Origin of the sequence: Corynebacterium sp. USCH3, assembly GCF_037619475.1 — a bacterium.
Taxonomy (GTDB): domain Bacteria; phylum Actinomycetota; class Actinomycetes; order Mycobacteriales; family Mycobacteriaceae; genus Corynebacterium.
This window is the reverse complement of sequence record NZ_JAQPZT010000001.1, coordinates 326670-345566: the sequence shown is the minus strand read 5'-3', so window position 1 is coordinate 345566 and position 18897 is coordinate 326670. Positions and strand designations below refer to the sequence as shown.

The following is an 18897-nucleotide window of genomic DNA, read 5'->3' as shown; positions in this document are numbered from 1 at the left end:
GATCCAATCGATTCACGTCCGTCACACCGGGTGGGTAGCTTCGTGGCCCATGACACACCTGAGAACCACCGGAGTCAGCGTCCAAGAGCCTGACCATGTCGAGGGCGACTACGTCCTCTTCGCCGCACCCGACGGCGTCACCCGGCTCATCGACCACCACGGCGACGTCGTTCACCGGTGGGAGCACCCCGGCGTGCCGTCCCGGATCATCGACCCCGCCCTCGTCGACGGCGAATTGGGTCGGGTCGGCCTGCAGCTCTCCGACCTCCCCTCCGAGGATGAGCCCCGGGGCGGGATCTACCCCAACCGCACCGTCGGCGAACTCTCCTGGGACGGCGAAGTGCGCTGGGAATGGGGCACCGAGGCCCCGGGAGGGGCCGCCCGCCAGAACCACGACTGGACGCTGCTCGACAACGGCAACCGGCTGTACCTGGTCACCGTCCCCCGCGTGGTGCCCTTCCTCGGCAACCACACCGTCGGCGACCAGGGACTCTACGAGGTCGACGCCTCCGGTCAGCTGGTGTGGCAGTGGCTGCTCGGCGACCACCTCGACGAACTCGGACTCAGTGAGGAAGGCCTGGAGGACCTGCGCGCGACGTCCCGGCGGCACGCCGACACCCCCTGGGGATACGCGGAGATCAACACCGCCAGCGTGATCGGGCCCAACCGCCTGCACGACGGCGACCCGACCTCACCATTCACCCCCGGCAACGTGATCATCAGCTCACGCAAGGCCAACGTCATCGCCGTGGTCGACCGCGTCAACGGCAGCGACGCCGTCCTGTGGCGCCTCGGGCCGTCCTTCGACAGCGCTCCGGGAGACCACCACGAGCGCATCCTGCAACGCCGGGTCCCCCGCCCACTCGACCAGATCTCCGGACAGCACAACCCCCACATCATCGCCGAGGACCTGCCCGGTGCCGGGAACCTGCTGATCTTCGACAACCAGGGTGGCGCCGGGTACCCGCCGGTGGCACTGGGGATCTACCCCGGATCACGGGTACTCGAGGTCGACCCGCTGACCAGGCAGATCGTGTGGCAGTACACCGCCGAGGACTCCGGCCGTCAACCGTGGGAGTTCTTCAGCGCCTTCGTGAGCAACGCCCAACGCCTGCCCAACGGAAACACACTGGTCACCGAGGGAATGCATGGGCGGATCTTCCAGGTGACCCCGACCGGACGCATCGTGTGGGAGTACGTCTCGCCCTATTCTGGGCCCGCCGCACCGGGAAGTTCCACCGAGAGTTTCCTGGTCTACCGCGCGCAGCACGTGCCGGCGGCGTGGGTTCCGGTGGGGTGACCCCGGCGTAACACCTGCAACACCGGCAACATCGCCGACACTGCCGCGAAACAGGCCACCGATACCGTCGGTGGCCATGACCGTTTCCCGAAGAGTCCCCTCCCCCGCAGACACCGCCGACCGACTCACCCGAAGTTTCGGACGCCGTCGTTTCCTCCAGATCGCAAGTGCCGTCGGAGCCGTCGGCGCAGGCAGCACCCTCGTCGGTTGCAGCCACGACGGGGCCCCGGCCGCCGCCAGCTCCGCCAGCCCGGGGGTCCCGGGCGAGATCCTTCAGCCCGGTTCCGGCTCCCTGCAGGCCGACCACTACCTCGCATCCGAGGTCGACAAGGTCCTCTGGGGATACCTGCCCTCCACCGACAGCGAACCGGTGATGCGGATGAGATCAGGTGAGACGGTGACAGTGGACACCGTCAGTCACGAGGGGATCCTCGAAGACCAGGGCCGCGACCCGGACACCTGGTTCGGCGAGAAGGGAGTGGACAGGTCTGACGTGCTCGACGACGCGCGCGAGATCGCAGCGAATTACGACCGCACACCCCGTGACTTCGACAAGGACGGTCCCCACATCGTCACCGGACCGATCTTCGTCGAGGGCGCCGAACCCGGCGACGTCCTCAAGGTCGAGACGCTGGAGACGACCCTCCGCGTTCCCTACGGCGTGGTGTCCAGCAGGCACGGCAAGGGTGCGCTCCGCGCGATGCCGGACGGTGAGGCGCCGGACGGCATCGACCTGGACGAGGTCATGCCGCCGGTGGGGGCCGACGGCCGCGGAGAGAACGTCTCGGTGTTCACCCGGGCGCAGGACGGACGGGGAATCATGACCTCCGGCGAGTTGGAGCTGAGCTTCCCGCTGCGCCCGTTCATGGGCATGATGGGTGTGGCCACCACCGACGGCGGCGACGCCACCGCCGAGAGCCGCAACTCCATTCCCCCGACCCTGGGCGGCGGGAACATCGACATCCGGCACCTCGCTGTGGGGTCGGCCCTCTACCTGCCGGTCTTCGCCGACGGGGCATTGTTCTACACCGGGGACCCGCACCACGGCATGGGCGACGGGGAGGTCGCACTGACCGCGATGGAGGGGTCCCTGCGCACCACGTTCCGGCTGACGGTGTGCAGGAAGGGCGACCGGTCGGTCCCGTCCGTCGCCTTCTCGTACCCCTTCGGGGAGACCGAGGATGCCTGGATCCCGATGGGGTTGTCCGATCCGGACGGGCTGGCCAACGGCTCGGACCGCGACCTGAACGTGGCGATGCGCCGGGCGGTCGTCAATGCCCTGGACTTCCTGGAGACCGACCTCGGCATCGAGCGCGCGGTGGCCTACGCCTACCTCTCGGCCGCCTCTGACTTCGCCCTGTCGCAGGTCGTGGACATCACCACCGGGGTGCACGGGCTGATCTACAAGGACGGGTTGCCGTCCCTGGGATAGGGGCCTGTGCCGGAAACCCCCGGCACAGGCCCTCTACTCGCCCACCGGGGTGACGAGATACGCTACGCCAGCATGTACCCGTCACGGTCACGCCCGTACCGGCCACTGGTGGTGAGGATCATGATGAACTCCACCATCGTCCAGATCCACAGGCCCACCATCATCAGGTAGCCGACAATCGCAAGAAGCCCACCGCCGATGATCATGTCCGTGTCCTCGTCAACGTAGTAGGTCTCGCCGGAGTACGTCCTGACCATCTCTGTACCGGTACCTGCGATGACGAGCGAACATCCCACGACCACGATCACCCAGGTGGTAATGAGGAAGATCAGCTGGGCGATAGCGCGGCCCTTGTTGCCGATGTAGAAGTTGTGGGCTCCAGTGCCGCCGAGGAAGAACGCCAGCAGCGCCGCAACGACCTTCTTCTTGTTGGACTGCGGCGGGGCGGGATATCCCGGGTACATTGCGGCACCCGCGTAGGGGCCAGGCCGGACCGGGTTTCCGTACTGGCCCGGGTACCCGGACAAATCGTTCCCACCCTGCTGAGGGATGCCGTAAGCACGGGTCTGATCTGCCGCAGACGGACTGCCGTAGGGACTGCCAAGCATGTTCTCCCCGGACCAACGACCCCCGGTGTTCGCCGCGGAGGCATCATCGTCGGAGCCTTGAGAGCTCTGGAATTCCGGACCGGTCACTGAGTGTTCTCCCACCTAGTATCGAAAATATAAGAGTAAGCACAGCCTATCGTGGCGCTGGTCTCGGACGAGCACCGGCGTCCACGAGGGCGTGAACCAGGGCGTAGCTGATGCCGTACGCGCCCGCCCACTCACTGGCGCGCGGCCCCGCAATGTTGACCTCAAGACCGCTCCCTTGCAACCGCAACCACTCTGACACGTCGTGTGCGACTGCAGCCAAGACGTTGTGGTCCCCCCAGGCCGAGGCGTCCAGGACCAGGTGGGGACGCTGCCACTGACACGCGAATCCCACCGTCAGGTCGGTCCCTGGCGACGGCCCGTCGTTGGCCGTCAGTATGAGCGTGGCATCACTGTCGCGGACGTTCCATTCGGTACGTTGCTCCGTCTCCGGCGACGGAGTCTCCGTGAGTTCCGGGTAGTCCGCCAGCAGGCCCGGCGGCTCCGATTGGTCCTCCGCCCACCCACCAGCGGGGCACCAACCGGTGACGGGGACGCCGACGGCGCGGGCGGCGTCGAGCGCTCCTCTGTCGACACCGGACTGGCCGCCGGAACGGATGGTGCTGATCATGTGGCGGTGGTGGTCAGAGCCGTCATAGCGGCCAATACCTGTCTGAGCTGTCACAGCGTGACACTTTATAGGGTGCGATTCTTCCTCGCTCCACACCGCCTGACCGCCCGGGACCTAGCTGTACTTCCCGGGGAGGTTGTGAACACTCCGCACGGGATGACACATAAGGAAGACCTCCGGTAACCGTGGTGGGTGAATCACTACTCACAACGGGAACCAGGAGGTCTTCCATGTCCCACCGTAACGCACCCCTGACCCCGACCGGCAGGGCCCGGCTGGTGTCGCTGGTCATTGACCACGGCTGGTCTCAACGCCGGGCGGCCGAAAGGTTCAACGTCTCCCCAGCCACCGCCCACCGCTGGGTGGCACGCCACCGCGCCGGCGAGGCTCTTGCCGACCGCACCAGCAGACCACGCAGATGCCCCCACCAGCTCTCTGTCCGCCGGGAACGCAGGATCATCACACTACGGTTCACCCACCGGTGGGGACCCCACCGCATCGGCTACCACCTCGGTATCGCCCGCTCCACCGTCGGTCGGGTGCTGGCCCGTTACAACATGCCCGCCCTGGACTGCATCGACAGAGTTGCTTGAGCCACCGGCCTGCCGGTGCGCAAAGCTGCGCCACGCCGCTACGAGAAGACCCGGCCCGGTGAGTTGGTGCATGTCGACATCAAGAAACTCGGGCGGATCCCCGACGGCGGCGGATGGAAGATGTTCGGCCGTGGCTCAGACCAGCACCGCTCATCAATCCGAGCGACCGGTGCGGCTGCCCGCGCCGGTGGGAAGCCGGGACGCGGCTACCGCTATCTGCATCACGGGCATCGACGACTACTCCCGGGTCGTCTATTCGGAGATCCTGGATGACGAGCGTAAGCACACCGCCGCCGGCTTCTGGTCCCGGGCCAACGCCTTCTTCGGCCAGTTGGGGGTCACCGTGGAGGCGGTGATGACCGACAACGGTGCCTGCTACCGCTCTAACGCGTTCAACGACGCCCTCGGCGAGACGGTCACACACCGGTTCACCCGAGCGTATCGGCCGCAGACCAACGGCAAGGTCGAACGGTTCAACCGCACGCTGATGACCGAGTGGGCCTATGCGCGGCCGTATCTCAGCGAGGCGAACCGTGAGGTGGTGTACGAGCAGTTCCTGCACCACTACAATCACCACCGAGCCCACACCGCTATCGGAGGTCTGACTCCCTCAGCGCGTGTTCACAACCTCACGGGGAACTACACCTAGCTGTTCTCCCCGGCTCCGCAATATCTCAACACTGTAGGGCCGCGGCGACTACCGCTCGAGCTCCACACCCGTCGCCGCCACCACCTCCTCCGGCGTCACACCCGGCGCGACTTCCCGCAGGGCCAGGTGCCCACCCAGCACCGCACCACCGGCACCCGTGTCACCGTCCCGCACCACGTCGATGACCGCCAGATCGGTGATGATGCGGTCGACCACTCCCTGTCCGGTCAGTGGCAGCGTGCATTCGGGCAGGATCTTCGGCGAACCGTCCTTGGAGAGGTGGTTCATCAGCACGATGACCTTCCGCGCTCCGTGCACCAGGTCCATGGCCCCGCCCATGCCCTTGACCATCTTGCCGGGCACCATCCAGTTGGCCAGGTCCCCGTGCCGGGAGACCTCCATTCCTCCCAGTACCGCGACATCCACGTGTCCCCCGCGGATCATGCCGAAGGACAGGGAGGAGTCGAAGAACGCCGCACCCGGATTCACGGTCACGGTCTCCTTGCCCGCGTTGATGAGGTCGGGGTCCAGTTCCTCGTCCGTCGGGTACGGTCCGGTGCCGAGGATGCCGTTCTCGCTGTGCAGGACGACGTGCACGCCGTCGGGCAGGTGGTTCGGGATCAGCGTGGGCATGCCGATGCCGAGGTTCACGTACTGACCGTCCTCGAGTTCCTGCGCGGCGCGTGCCGCCATCTGTTCCTTCGTCCAGCTCATCAGTTCTCCTCGCTCTCGTGCTTGTCGTCCCGCACGGTCCGCTTCTCGATCCTCTTTTCTTGCGGACCGGTCTCCACGATGCGTTGCACGAAGATGCCGGGCAGGTGTACCTGCGCCGGATCGATCTCGCCGGGTTCCACGAGTCGCTCCACCTCGGCGATGGTGACCGTTCCCGCCATGGCGCACAGGGGGTTGAAGTTCATCGCGGATTTCGCGAACACCAGGTTGCCTTCGGTGTCCCCGATATCTGCGTGGATCAGGGCGACGTCCGCGGGCAGTGCCTCCTCCAGGACGTACCGGCGTCCTCTGAACTCGCGGACCTCCTTCGGCGGGGACGCCACGGCGACCGAGCCGCCCTCCCGGTACTTCCACGGCAGACCGCCGTCCGCGATGGGTGTGCCCACCCCGGCCGGCGTGTAGAAGGCGGGGACGCCGATACCGGCGGCACGCAGCTTCTCGGCCAGGGTCCCCTGCGGGGTCAGTTCCACCTCGAGTTCGCCGGCGAGGTACTGGCGGGCGAACTCCTTGTTCTCCCCCACGTACGATGCGACGACGCGACGGACTTGCCGGTTGTTGAGCAGCAGTCCCAGGCCCCAGTCATCGACGCCGCAGTTGTTCGAGTAGATCTCCAGATCGCCGACACCGGTGTCGACGAGGGCGGTGATGAGGCTGTCGGGGATGCCGTTGAGTCCGAAGCCGCCGACGGCGAGCCGGGCACCGTCGGTGATGTCGCGGACGGCCTTCTGCGGTGTCGCGACGACTTTCGCTGCGAGGCTGGTGAGGTGGGCGGAGTGAGACGAGTCAGTCATCGTTGTTCTCCTTCTCGGTCGTCGTGCTCACGGATCGGGAGGGTGAGCATGTGGTAGCTGAGTGTCTTGCCGTGCCCGTCGAGCACCGGGGAGCCGGTGACGCCGCCGCCGAGCACGCCGCGCAGTTCGCAGACGAAGGATTCGACGGTGGACACGTCCCGGACGGTGACGTCCCGGACGTCGCAGCAGAAGTGCTCTGCCACGGCATCTTCGGTGAGGTGTGCGCGCAGCTGCCGGTAGTTGTGAGGGGTGCGGGGCAGGACGGCGACGATGAGGGTGTCACCTTTGTCGCCGGTGCGCGCATCGGCGTAGTCGTCGAGCGTTGTCTGGGCTGCCTGGGCATTCATCAGCGGTCTCCTTTCATGGTGGTGACCTGCGCGGCGATACGTTCACGGGGCAGCAGCGCCGAGCGGATGGCGAGGACTTCACTGCTCGCGGTGCGTGCTCCCCCGCCGGCGGCGGGTCCGGCGCAGTAGAGCGCCTCGACCTCCCAGCCGATGGCGCGGGCCTGGGTGTCGGTGTCCACGCGTGCGGCCACGCGCAGGCGGACTTCAGGCGGGTCGGGACGGTCCGTCACCGGCATCATGCCGCGGAAGGCGGCGCCGTCGCCGATGAATTCCACGCTGACGGTCGTCAGGTCAATGCCGTGGACGTGGTCCAGCCGGTGCCGGACGATGTCCCAGGCCATCTCCGCGCGCTGGCGGGCGCGGGGCCCTGCGTAGGTGATCTGTCCTTCGCCGAGCCAGCCGCCACGGAAGCCCAGGGTGACTTTCAGCGTCCCGGTGCGGGGACGTCCGGTCGCCCCGCTGACCCGCACGGCGTTCTCCCCTACCTCGCCGAGGTGGACGCCGGAGAAGTCGGCGGTCACGTCCGGGGTGAGGTAGGCCGACGGGTCGGCGACTTCGTAGAGCATTTGTTCGCGCACCGTCTGCCGGGTGAGCATGCCACCGGTGTCGGCGAGTTTGCCGAGCACCGCGGTGCCGTCGTCGCTGATGTCGGCGAAAGGGAACCCGAGGTCTTCCATGCCGGGCACGGGTTTGGTCACCGGGTCGGCGAAATAGCCGCCGGTGACCTGTCCGGCACATTCCAGCAGATGGCCGACGAACGTCCCGGCGCCCAGGCGCGCCCAGTCGTCGAGCTGCCACCCGAATTCGTGGACCATGGGCGCCAGGAACAGCGAGGGGTCGGCCAGCCGTCCGGTGACGATGACGTCCGCACCTGCCTCGAAGGCCGGCAGGACGTGCTCGACTCCGAGGTAGGCGTGCGCGGAGACCAGTCCGGCGTCGTCAGACGACAAGGGCCGGCCTGTCTCCCAGACGTCCGGGTCCGCGGAGCGAACCTCGGAGAGTACGCTGTCGCCGGTCAGGTAGGCCACGGTGACCGTCCGGTCCGGCACCACCTCGGAAGCCACACGGGCGATCAGCCGGGCGGCGGCTTCGGGGTTCGCGGCACCCGAGTTCGTCACCACGGTCGTTCCCTGGGCCACGGTGTGTGGCAGGACGGCACGCATCCTGATCTCCAGCAGCGGGTCGTAGCCGGTGTCCGGGTCGCTGAGCCTGCGGAGTTGCCCTGCTGCGACGGTACGCTCCCCGAGGCACTCGAACACGAGGTAGTCGAGGTCCCCGTCCTTCGCGATTTTGACGGCCGGGTCGAGGCGGTCACCGGCGAACCCTGCGCCGGATCCGATTCTGATGGTTGGCATCGAAGATATCTCCTAGAAAGCTAGAACGTCAGGGCGCCGGTGATGATCGCGGTCACGGTGATCACCAGGGTGGTGCCCCATGCCCAGAGGAATGTGAAGCGCTGGTGTTTGCCCAGTTCCACCTTCGCCATACCGATCAGGATGAACGTGGAGGCGGTCAGCGGGCTGAGGGGGAAGCCGGTGGTCATCTGCCCGGCGATGGCACCGCGGGCGATCATCGACGGGTCAACGCCCATGACCTCGGCGGTGTGCGCGAACACGGGCAGCACGCCGAAGTAGAACGCGTCCGGGGTGAACACCAGGCTCAGAGGCATCGACACGACCGAGACGAGGACGGGCAGGAATCCTCCGAAGCTCTCGGGGATGACGTCGGCGAGGCTCTGGGCCATGTTCTCGATCATCCCGGTGTTGCCGAGGATGCCGGTGAACACGCCGGCGGCGAAGACCATGGACGTCACCAGGACCACGTTGGCCCCGTGCTCACGGAACAGCTGTTGCTGGTCCTTCCATTTCGGGATGTTCACGCAGGCGGCGATGGTGAAGGCGACGATGAAGCAGACCTCCATCGGGACCGCATGGGTGAACAGCACGACCACCAGCGTCAGGGTGAGGATCAGGTTGACCGCCATGCGCCACCGCGGGACGCCGTGGTCGCGCCGGGCATGGTCGGTGTGATCCTCGTCCGCGGGAGCATCGACGGTTCCGTCCTCCGCGGGGATCGCCTCCCCACCGGAGCCCACAGCCACCGGCGCCGGAGCGTCCAGGGAGATCGTGCCGAGACGCTTGCGCTCCATGCGTCCGATGACGTAGCTGGCGAACAGGACCCATACCCCGCCGGCGATCATGGGGATGATCATCGGGGTGAAGACTTCCGCCGCGGTCATGTCCAGTGCGGCCATGGCGCGCAGCGTGGGCCCGCCCCAGGGCAGGATGTTCATCAGTCCGGCGCCGAGGGCGACGATGGCGGTGAGCGCCAGCGGTCGCATACCTATGCGCCGGTAGATCGGTAGGAAAGCCGAGAGGGTGATCAGGAAGGTCGCCGCGCCGTCGCCGTCGAGGTGGACGCACATCGTCACGACGGCGGTGCCGATGGCGATCTTGACGGGATCGCCCTTGGCCCAGCTGACCATCCGTCGGATCAGTGGGTCGAACAGCCCCGCCTCCATCATGACGGCGAAGAACAGGATGGCGAAGGTCATCATCACCGCGATGGGTGCGACCTGCAGCAGGCCGTCGCCGATAAAGTCGCCGAGGTCGCCGCCTCGTCCGGCGAGGACCGCGAAGATGATCGGCACGAGCACCAGGCCCACCAGGACCGAGGTCCGGGTGAACAGGGTCAGCGCCAGAAAGATTCCCACCGTGAGGAATCCGAACAGAGCAAGCACGTGGCTCTCCTATCGACGTAGCTGCGACCCTCCTGGTCGGTGACAGCCTGTGGCAGTCGGCACCGGACTGTGACCTGGATCGCGTGGACGTCCTCAGTATGAACAGTGACATTTAGTTGCGTCAAACAACAATATTGCATAGATTCTTGCAGTATGCGGATAACTGACATCACGGTGGACCAGATGCGTGTCATCGTCTGCGTCGCTGACCAGGGAGGATTCACCCCCGCCGCCGAACGGTTGAGCCAGTCCCAGTCCTCGCTGAGCCGCATCGTCTCCCAGGTGGAGAAAGCCGCCGGAACCCGGTTGTTCGAGCGGACCACGCGCAGCTTCGCCCTCACCGACCCCGGCACAGAGTTCCTCCGCGCCGCACGGGTGATCCTGCAGACCTATGACCGGGAGATGAACAACGTTGCCAGTTACCTCAGCGGACCCAACGGCCGTCTCCGGCTGGCCACCCTGCCGTCGCTGGCGGCGACTCTCCTGCCCCCGTTCATCGACCGTTTCCGACGCTCCTTCCCCAACGTCAGCATCAACCTCCAGGACCTCATGGCGGCGAACATCATCGAGGAATGCCGCTACGGCTCCGTGGACCTCGCCATCACCGCCGAAGACCCGGAACTCATCGGAAGTCTGCCGGACCACTTCGACTTCTCCCCCGTCGCCGAGGAACGCTTCGCCTGCATCCTGCCCGCCACCCACGCCCTGGCGCAGAAACCGGGGATCGACTGGGACGACCTGGCCGGCCGCGCTTTCGTCTCCTTCACCGAAGCCAGTTCCGTACGACGCATCACCGACCGCGAACTGGCGGCACGGGGCATCCACCCGTCCCAGACCGTCACCGCCGGAACGATCTCCGCGGTCACGGGCCTGTGCGCGGCGAACCTCGGGATCTCCGCGGTCCCCGGCTTCGTGATCCCGATGACCCGCGTTCCCGGCGTGGCGCTCCGTCCGTTCCGGGGAGCGCCGGTCACGCGCAAAATCGGTGTCCTGGTGGACACCACCCGCACGCTCTCACCGGCGGCCGCGGCGTTCCTGAAGCTCATCTCGGCCACACCACCGGATGCCGTGTCGCTCCCCGACTTCACCACGTGGACGGGGTTGTCTCGTTAGACGACCTGTCCCCCGACCGATTCTGAGTAACACGTACGAGGACCACCATGCACATCCCCTTCATCTCCGCCGACACCGTCCATGAACGGGTACCGATGACCGCCGCCGTCGACGCGATCGAGCAGACGCTGCGCGACGGCTTCGACACCTCGTCCGCACAGCCGCGTAGCAGTGTCCCCCTCGACCACGGCAGCTTCCTGCTCATGCCCGCCGAGATCGCTGGCACCGCCGGCGTGAAGGTCGCCTCGGTCGCCCCCGACAACCCGGCGGTCGGCCTGCCGAAGATCCAGGGCCTCTACCTGCTGTTCGACGGCACCACCCTCGAGCCGACGGCGGTGATGGAAGGCAGCTCACTGACCGAGATCCGCACCCCGGCACTCTCCGCGCTGGGCATCAGGCACCTGGCAGCGGACAAGGCGCTGGACGTCGTCCTGTTCGGCACCGGCCCGCAGGCCTACCACCACGTCCATGCCGCAGCGGCCGTGCGCCAGATCAGTACAGTCACCGTCGTCGGACGTCGTGAGGAGAAGGTCACCGATCTCGTCGCCCGCCTGACCGAGGACGGTGTCACCGCCGCTGCCAGTACTGACCGCGCCGCCGAACTCCGGGACGCCGATCTCGTGCTGTGCTGCACCAGTGCCCGGGAGCCGCTCTTCGACGGGTCCCTCGTCAACGACGATGCCCTCGTCGTCGCCATGGGATCGCACGAACCGGACGCCCGGGAGACCGACGACACGCTCCTCTCCCGCGCCACCACCTACGTCGAGGACGTCGACACCGCCCTGCGGGAAGCCGGCGACGTGCGTATCGCCGTGGACAACGGCACGATCAGCACCACTGACCTGCACACGCTGGGACACCTGGTGAATCACGGCCCGGTCGAGGCTGGTGGGCCGGTGTTCCTCAAGACCGTGGGCATGGGGTGGCAGGATCTCGCCGTCGCGCAGGTGGCCTACCGCGCGGAGAACTGACCGGTGACAGCCCGCGCGCTGCTGTCGTATCGTTGAGATGCAGGGTGCCCGAAGCCACCGTCACCAGGACAGGAGTCCGCCATGATCACCCGCGTGCTCGCCCACTGCACCGTCTCCGACCTTGACCGGGCCCACCGGTGGTACCGCGGCGTCTTCGAGCGGGAGCCGGACGCCGCGCCGATGCCCGGGCTGATCGAATGGCACATCGGGGAGAGCGCCGGCCTGCAGGTCTGGTCGGAACCCGGTCGCGCCGGAGCGTCGAGCGTGGTGCTCGGGGACACCGACATCGACGCCGTCGCCGCACGGATGACCTCGCTGGGAATCGAACACGACGGTCCGCAACCAGGTGGCGGCGCACGGATTCTGCAGCTCACCGATCCGGACGGGAACCGGGTCGTCTTCTTCGGCGCATAACCGATGAAGCGCACCGACCGGGCACGGGGCCGTCGAGGTGTGGTCACGGGCGCCGGTGCCGGCTTGGCCCTGGCACTCCTGCTCAGCGCCTGCACGTCGGGCGTCCCCTCCACCACCGACAGCGGCACCGTCACCGCGGAAAGGAATGACACCGTGTCCCCAGGTTCCTACACGCACCACGCCACCACCCTCGACGGCATCGAACGCACCTGGAACGTCTACACCCCCGACGCCGGGCCGTCCGATGGCCCGATGCCCGTCGTCCTCGTCGTGCACGGCACCGGGGACACCGGCGACGGGATCCGCTCCGGCATCGGTCCCGACCTGGAGCTCGAGGCCGAGGAGCACGGCTTCATCGTGGCCTACATCGACGGCCACGACAACAACTGGAACGAGTGCCGTGTCGCCGGTGACTGGGCGGCGAAAGAGAAGGACCTCGACGACGTCGGCCTGATGCGCCACGTCGTCGACACCCTCCACTCTGAACGCACCTTCGCCGTCGGCTTCTCCAGTGGCGGGCACATGGTGCAACGCCTCGCCTACGAGGCCCCTGACCTGGTCGACGCCATCGCCTCAGTGAACGCGAACGTCCCGACGGACGACAATCTCGGCTGCAGGGATTCCGGCGACCCGGTCCCCGCGATCTTCATGCAGGGCCGCGAGGACCCCATGAACCCTTTCGACGGTGGCGAGGTCGTCGTCGGTTCCGGCATCTTCGCCGAGAGTCGCGGCGAGGTCCACTCTGCCCGGGCCAGCGCGGAATGGTTCGCCGAGCGCAATGGCATCCCCGCTGATTCCGCGGCGCCCGCTGTCCGCGACGGCCACGGCGAGATCACCACCTGGGACGGCCGGTTCCCCGTGCGCCTGGTCGCTGTCGACCACAGCGGGCACTCCTTCCCCACCGGCACGGGACGCTGGGGTAACACCGGCGGCGCCCGTTACGACGGACCCGGCGCGATCTGGGAGTTCTTCTCCGGAACATCCTCGCTGCACTCCCCGCGACCCCGAGGTGATCGGCCCGCCCCGGCGACGCCCGTCATCTGAGTCACCCCCTAGGTCACGGAACGGCCGTTTTCTGACCTGACGGGTGGCTCAGATGGCAGGGGGGTTGGCGTAGGGGCGATAAGCCGTCGAGCGTCCCCTACCCCAAACCCCAGTTCCAGTCCTTCGTCGCGGTGCGCAGGTGGGCGTAGGAGCGCACCGTCCTGCCGTTGAAGGACGCCGACGCCGGGGACGTCCCCGCCACCGTCCACTCCGGCGGCTGAGGATCCCCTGACAGTGCCCAGGCCGCCTGGCGTGCCGCTCCGAGGGCGACGTACTCGGCCGGGTCCGGAACCAGGACCTCCACACCGAAGATGGACGGCGCCACGGCGCGCACCGCCGCCGAGCGTGCACCACCACCGATCAACAGGACACGGGTGGCCTCCACCCCGGTCGCGCCGACCAGTGCCTCCACCGCGTCCTTCATGGAGCACAGCAGGCCCTCCACCGTGGCCCGGGCGAAATCCTCTCGGGTGGTCGCTGTGGTGATGCCCTGCAAGATCCCCGTCGCGTCCGGACGGTTCGGGGTGCGCTCCCCGTCCAGGTACGGCTGCAGCACCAGTCCACCGGCGCCCGGGGACGACGCCAGAGCCAGGCGCTCGAACTCCTCCCAGTCCACCCCCAGCAGGCGTCGTCCCATGTCCAGCACGCGCGCGGCGTTGAGCGTGGCCACCAGCGGCAGGTAGCGTCCCGAGGCGTCGGCGAACCCGGTGACCATGCCCGCGGAATCGTGCACGCTGTCCGGCACGACCGCCGAGGCCACCCCGGAGGTGCCGATCGACACGCACACGTCGCCAGGCTGCAGCGCCAGGCCCAGTGCGGCACCCTGGTTGTCGCCGGTGCCCGGCGCGATCACGGTGCCACGCTCGGCGGCGGCCGCGTTCGCCGAGGCTGCCACCACGCCGACACGTTCGTTCGGATCCGCCAGGCGTGGCAGCTCCACCGCGTGGCCCAGCGCCCGTTCGGCGAGTTCCGGCACCCAGGTACGCTCCCGGGTGCTGTAGTAGCCGGTGCCGGACGCCTCGCCGTGGTCGGTGACCTTCTCCCCGTAGCCGGAGAGGTGCCAGGTGAGGTAGTCGTGCGGCAGCAGGACGCTGGCCGTGCGCGCGGCGTTGTGCGGTTCGTGGTCACGCATCCACCGCAGCTTCGTCGCGGTGATCGAGGCGACGTAGCGGCTGCCCGTCTGGTCCACGCACGCCCGCTCCCCTCCCATCTCCTCGATGAGCTCCTCGGCGGCACGTGCCGAGCGGGTGTCGTTCCACAGCAGGGCGTCCCGGACGACCTCACCGTCGGCGTCGAGTGCCACCATGCCATGCTGCTGTCCGGCGACCGAGACGGCGTCGGCCCGGTCAAGCAGTCCTGCAGTCGCCTCGGCCATGGCCGTCACCCAGGCACGCGGGTCGACCTCCGTGCCCTCGGGATGACTCGCCCGCCCTTCGTCGACGACCTCGCCGGTGTCTGCGTCCACGAGCAGAGCCTTGCAGGACTGCGTGGAACTGTCGATCCCCAGTACCAGGGCCATCTCAGTTGTCTCCTTCGGTGGTGGCGAGCACGTGGAGGGTCACGCCGCTGCTGTCCAGCAATGCCCGGTCGGCGTCGCTGACATCGTTGTCGACGATGACGTGGTCGAACTCCGCGACATCGGCGACCTTGAACACCCCGGGTGCGCCGAACTTCGTCGAATCCACGACGAGGACCTTCACCGGGGCAATGTCCAGAAGTGCCCGTTTGGTCTCGGCCGCCTCGGTGTCCGGATGGAACAACGCCATGCCCGGCGGATCTCCGGCGGCTCCCGGCACCGGGCGCAGTGAGGTCGTCGACACGAAGGTGACGTCCGCCGACAACCGGCGCAGCTGGTCGCAGGTCATCGCCCCGAGGAAGGAGTCGGTCTCCGGGATGTACTGGCCGCCGCACCCGATCAGCCGGATACTCGCGGCACCGGTGCGTTGGCGGTGCAGGCTCATCGCCGACAGTGAATGGGTGACCAGCGCCGAGGGGTTGCGCTGCGGCAGCAGGGTGACCAGTGGTTCGAGCGTGGTGGAGTCGTCGACGGCGACGACCGCACCGTCCTCGATGAGCTCCGCGGCGAGGGCGCACAGCCCGTTCTTGACGTCCCGGTGCAGCTGCCGACGCTGACCGACACCGAGTTCGCTCATCGACGGGGTCACCGACCGTGCCCCACCCCGGATGCGTTCCAGCAGATGGTCGGCGGCGAGACTGTCGAGGTCACGGTGCACGGTCATCTGACTGACATCGAAGTGCCCGGCGAGTTCCTCGACGCGGGCCGTGCCATGCCGGGTGACGTAGGCCACGATGTTCTCGCGGCGTTTGTCGGGACGTTTCTCGGCTCCGGTCGCGGGTGTCGGCGGTGGCATGGGAGCCACGATAGCACGGGCATGGTGTGACTGACCCCCCGTTTCAAACATTTTTTTGTTGGAAGTGGTGACTTTTCAACATCATGGCGGTACGTTGACCGCAGTGGTTCGCCCCGTGTGACCCACATCCCCTGCGTCCCCACCCACCAGGAGCACAGATGACGACCCTCACCACACCACCCCGTGCCACCGGGCTCCTCGACCGCCTCGGCGTCCCACGCGCCCTGATCTGGGGCTTCATCGGCCTGACGATCTTCATGATCGGCGACGGCGTCGAGACCAACATCCTCGAACCCTTCCTGCGCGACGACCACGGATTCTCCACCTCCCGCGTGGGCACCCTGGTCACCGTCTACGGCATCGCCGTCGCCATCGCCGCCTTCTTCGCCGCCGCACTGTCCGACCTGTGGGGCCCACGGCGGGTGATGATGCTCGGAGCGGGGGTGTGGGTCACCCTGGAACTGGTCTTCCTCTGCCTGGCACTGACCACCTCGAACCCGTGGCTGATCTTCATCACCTACGGCCTCCGCGGCTTCGGCTACCCGTTGTTCGCCTACGGATTCCTCGTGTGGATCACCGCCGTGGCCCCGGCCGAAGACCGGGCCACGGGCGTGGGCTGGTTCTACGTCGGCTTCTCCGCCGGCCTGCCGACCCTCGGCGCCCTGACGGCCACGTTGTCACTGTCCCTGCTGGACCTGGACTTCTACCAGACACTCTGGCTCTCGCTCTCCCTGGTCATCATCGGTGCCGCCGTCGCCCTCGTCGGCATCCGTGAACCCGTCGGACGACGCCCCCTGGTCGACAACCCCGAGGAAGTCAGCGCCACCCTCTCCCGGGGTTTCAAGCTGCTGGCCACCGACAGGCGCGCCCGACGGGTCACCTACATCCGCACCATCAACTCCGTGCCCACCTACGCCATGGCCGTGTACTTCCCCGCCTACTTCACCGACGAACTCGGCTGGAAACTCGGCTGGTTCCTCATTCTGACGACCGTGATCTACGCGGTCAACCTGCCGTTCAACCCGCTTTACGGACGCATCGGCGACCGTCTCGGCTGGGCCACCACCATGTTCTGGGCCGGGGCCGTCGCCTGCGCCGTCACCCTCGCCGCGGTGTACTTCACCCCGCTGATCGGACGCTCCCTGGGACTGTCGGACGGCCTGGTCTACGGCGTCACCCTCGCCTTCGGCGCATTGTTCGGCGTCTCGTTGGCCGGCTACGTCCCCCTCTCCGCAATCGCCGTGGCGATCGACCCGGAGCACCCGGGCGCGGCGATGTCCACCTACAACCTCGGTGTCGGTGCCGCCGTCGCCGTCGGCCCGCTGCTGGTCGCCGTCTTCCTCCCCCTCGTCGGTGCCACCGGGCTGACCCTGATCATGATCGCCCTCTACCTCGTCGCCGCCTACCTGTCGTTGACCCTGCGGGGCAACCAGCCCGGGTTCGACGGCGTACCCGACAACGTCCCCGAACCCCTGGCCGAACAGGCCGCCACCGCGACCGAGAAGAACTGACCCCGCCCCCTCCGAAGGAGCCCCACCGTCATGCCCCACCCCTTGTCCTCCACCCCCCTCACCCCCCTCACCCCCCTCACCACCGACCTGCTGCCGGCCCTCACCGACCTGACCGACGGCCGGACCGCCGTCCCGTCCTACGACCGTTCGCAGGTGTCCCCCGGCATCGTGCACATCGGCGTCGGTGGATTCCACCGCGCCCACCAGGCGATGTACCTCGACCGTCTGATGAACCAGGGCCAGGCGCTGGACTGGGGCATCGTCGGCCTCGGGGTCATGCCGTCCGACGTACGCATGCGCGACGCCCTGGCCGGTCAGGACCACCTCTACACACTCACGACCAAGGCACCGGACGGCGCCGAGGACGCCCGGGTCATCGGCAGCATCATCGACTACGTCTTCGCCCCCGACGACCCCGCCGCCGCGGTCGCGATGCTCGCCGACCCGCAGATCCGCATCGTCAGCCTCACCGTCACCGAGGGCGGCTACAACATCGACCACGTCAGCGGGGCCTTCGTCGAGGACGCCGAGCACATCGCACACGACCGGGCCGCGCTGCAGGCCGGTGACCACGCCAGCCTCCGCACCTTCTTCGGCCTGGTCACCGCCGCACTCGCCGAACGACGTCGGTGCGGACACGTCCCGTTCACGATCATGAGCTGCGACAACATCCAGGGCAACGGGGACGTCGCCCACGCCACCTTCGTCGCATTCGCCCGCTCCGTCGACGCCGACCTCGGCGCCTGGGTCGACGACTCCGTCGCCTTCCCCAACTCGATGGTCGACCGCATCACCCCGGAGACCACGGACGGCGACCGTGCCGACGTCGCCGCCCGGGGCTACACCGACGCCTGGCCCGTGGTGTCCGAAGACTTCACCCAGTGGGTGCTGGAGGACACCTTCACCGCAGGACGTCCCCGCTACGAGGACGCCGACGTCCAGCTGGTCGACGACGTCGTCCCCTATGAACTGATGAAGCTGCGACTGCTCAACGCGTCCCACCAGGGTCTGTGCTACCTCGGCTACCTGGCGGGGCACCGGATGGTGCACGACGTCATGGCCGACCCGCGCTTCGGCGAGTTCCTGCTGGCCTACATGACCGACGAGGCGACGCCGACCCTGCAACCGCTGCCCGGGGTGGACCTCGACGCGTACCGTCGCACGCTTATCCGACGCTTCGGCAACGCGGCGGTCAAGGACACCGTCGCCCGTCTGTGCGCGGAAAGCTCGGACCGGATCCCCAAGTGGCTGCTCCCGGTCGTCCGCGAGAATCTCGCCGCCGGACGTCCCGTCCGCCTCGCTGCCGCGGTCGTCGCGTCCTGGGCCCGCTACGCCGAGGGGACGGACGAGGACGGCGAGCCGATCACCGTCGTCGACCGCATGGCCGACCGGGTGACCACCACCGCCGCGCACAACAGGGACGACGTCCTGGCGTTCCTGCGTGACCGGGAGATCTTCGGCGATCTGGTGGACTCCGTCGAGTTCACCACCGACTACGTCACCGCACTGAGGTCCCTGCACACTGTCGGTGCGGAGGCCACGCTCGACGGGATCCTGAAGCGATGAACGGGGGTAACTCTTCCCCGGACAGACCCTTGTCTGGAGTGTTCGCCCTGTAGTAGGTT

Annotated in this window: 17 protein-coding genes and 1 pseudogene; 9 read left to right on the top strand and 9 right to left on the bottom strand. The window is 67.8% G+C overall.

The annotated features are described in order from the left end of the window. The first annotated feature begins 49 nt into the window (after positions 1–49). On the top strand, positions 50–1300 hold the full coding sequence (locus tag PQI66_RS01615) for an aryl-sulfate sulfotransferase (RefSeq protein WP_339995470.1): 1251 nt from the start codon (positions 50–52) through the stop codon (positions 1298–1300). 76 nt (positions 1301–1376) lie between these two features. After that, positions 1377–2732, top strand: coding sequence for an acetamidase/formamidase family protein (locus PQI66_RS01610; RefSeq protein ID WP_339995469.1), 1356 nt, complete (start codon positions 1377–1379; stop codon positions 2730–2732). 62 nt (positions 2733–2794) lie between these two features. On the opposite strand, the gene PQI66_RS01605 is transcribed toward PQI66_RS01610, so the two are convergent. Together PQI66_RS01605 and PQI66_RS01600 are read right to left on the bottom strand one after the other, a co-directional pair. Further along, positions 2795–3196, bottom strand: a complete 402-nt coding sequence (locus PQI66_RS01605; RefSeq protein WP_339995467.1) for a TM2 domain-containing protein — start codon at positions 3194–3196, stop codon at positions 2795–2797. 277 nt (positions 3197–3473) lie between these two features. After that, positions 3474–4049 (bottom strand): putative molybdenum carrier protein, encoded by a 576-nt coding sequence (locus tag PQI66_RS01600; protein WP_339995465.1) that lies wholly within the window; start codon positions 4047–4049, stop codon positions 3474–3476. Between the two features lie 176 nt (positions 4050–4225). Here PQI66_RS01600 and PQI66_RS01595 point away from each other — a divergent pair. Beyond that, positions 4226–5237: pseudogene (locus PQI66_RS01595) on the top strand (IS481 family transposase). A gap of 48 nt (positions 5238–5285) precedes the next feature. Here PQI66_RS01595 and PQI66_RS01590 read toward each other — a convergent pair. Genes PQI66_RS01590 through PQI66_RS01570 form a run of 5 tightly spaced genes read right to left on the bottom strand, consistent with a single transcriptional unit; the run spans position 5286 to position 9847 of the window. Beyond that, complete coding sequence (locus tag PQI66_RS01590; RefSeq protein WP_339995464.1) at positions 5286–5951, bottom strand: CoA transferase subunit B; 666 nt, start codon at positions 5949–5951, stop codon at positions 5286–5288. Continuing rightward, positions 5951–6760: a CoA transferase subunit A gene (locus tag PQI66_RS01585; RefSeq protein ID WP_339995463.1), complete on the bottom strand. Its 810-nt coding sequence runs from the start codon at positions 6758–6760 to the stop codon at positions 5951–5953. Before PQI66_RS01585 ends, PQI66_RS01590 begins: the two co-directional genes overlap by 1 nt. Beyond that, positions 6757–7107, bottom strand: a complete 351-nt coding sequence (locus PQI66_RS01580) for an AtuA-related protein (RefSeq protein WP_339995461.1) — start codon at positions 7105–7107, stop codon at positions 6757–6759. The genes PQI66_RS01585 and PQI66_RS01580 overlap by 4 nt, the downstream gene beginning before the upstream one ends. Further along, positions 7107–8462: an acyclic terpene utilization AtuA family protein gene (locus tag PQI66_RS01575; protein WP_339995459.1), complete on the bottom strand. Its 1356-nt coding sequence runs from the start codon at positions 8460–8462 to the stop codon at positions 7107–7109. The genes PQI66_RS01580 and PQI66_RS01575 overlap by 1 nt, the downstream gene beginning before the upstream one ends. A 20-nt stretch (positions 8463–8482) precedes the next feature. Then, a complete protein-coding gene (locus PQI66_RS01570; RefSeq protein ID WP_339995457.1) occupies positions 8483–9847 on the bottom strand; it encodes a CitMHS family transporter in 1365 nt (454 codons plus the stop codon). Positions 9848–10000: 153 nt separating this feature from the next. Between PQI66_RS01570 and PQI66_RS01565 the strand changes: the two genes are divergently transcribed. From PQI66_RS01565 to PQI66_RS01550, 4 genes are all read left to right on the top strand, one after another. Continuing rightward, entirely contained in the window at positions 10001–10960 is a 960-nt protein-coding gene (locus PQI66_RS01565) for a LysR family transcriptional regulator (RefSeq protein WP_339995455.1), read from the top strand. Positions 10961–11007: 47 nt separating this feature from the next. Then, the gene (locus PQI66_RS01560; RefSeq protein WP_339995454.1) at positions 11008–11931 is read left to right on the top strand and encodes an ornithine cyclodeaminase family protein; all 924 of its coding nucleotides are present in this window, start codon (positions 11008–11010) and stop codon (positions 11929–11931) included. Between the two features lie 81 nt (positions 11932–12012). Continuing rightward, positions 12013–12345, top strand: coding sequence for a VOC family protein (locus tag PQI66_RS01555; protein ID WP_339995453.1), 333 nt, complete (start codon positions 12013–12015; stop codon positions 12343–12345). Between the two features lie 3 nt (positions 12346–12348). Continuing rightward, positions 12349–13389 (top strand): alpha/beta hydrolase family esterase, encoded by a 1041-nt coding sequence (locus PQI66_RS01550; RefSeq protein WP_339995451.1) that lies wholly within the window; start codon positions 12349–12351, stop codon positions 13387–13389. A gap of 97 nt (positions 13390–13486) precedes the next feature. On the opposite strand, the gene xylB is transcribed toward PQI66_RS01550, so the two are convergent. Together xylB and PQI66_RS01540 are read right to left on the bottom strand one after the other, a co-directional pair. Continuing rightward, the gene (gene xylB, locus PQI66_RS01545) at positions 13487–14908 is read right to left on the bottom strand and encodes a xylulokinase (RefSeq protein ID WP_339995449.1); all 1422 of its coding nucleotides are present in this window, start codon (positions 14906–14908) and stop codon (positions 13487–13489) included. A gap of 1 nt (position 14909) precedes the next feature. Then, the gene (locus PQI66_RS01540) at positions 14910–15761 is read right to left on the bottom strand and encodes a DeoR/GlpR family DNA-binding transcription regulator (RefSeq protein WP_339995448.1); all 852 of its coding nucleotides are present in this window, start codon (positions 15759–15761) and stop codon (positions 14910–14912) included. A 158-nt stretch (positions 15762–15919) separates the two neighbouring features. On the opposite strand from PQI66_RS01540, the gene PQI66_RS01535 reads away from it, so the two are divergent. Beyond that, positions 15920–17272 (top strand): RbtT/DalT/CsbX family MFS transporter, encoded by a 1353-nt coding sequence (locus PQI66_RS01535; protein WP_339995446.1) that lies wholly within the window; start codon positions 15920–15922, stop codon positions 17270–17272. Positions 17273–17302: 30 nt separating this feature from the next. Then, on the top strand, positions 17303–18838 hold the full coding sequence (locus PQI66_RS01530; protein ID WP_339995445.1) for a mannitol dehydrogenase family protein: 1536 nt from the start codon (positions 17303–17305) through the stop codon (positions 18836–18838). Positions 18839–18897: the final 59 nt, after the last annotated feature.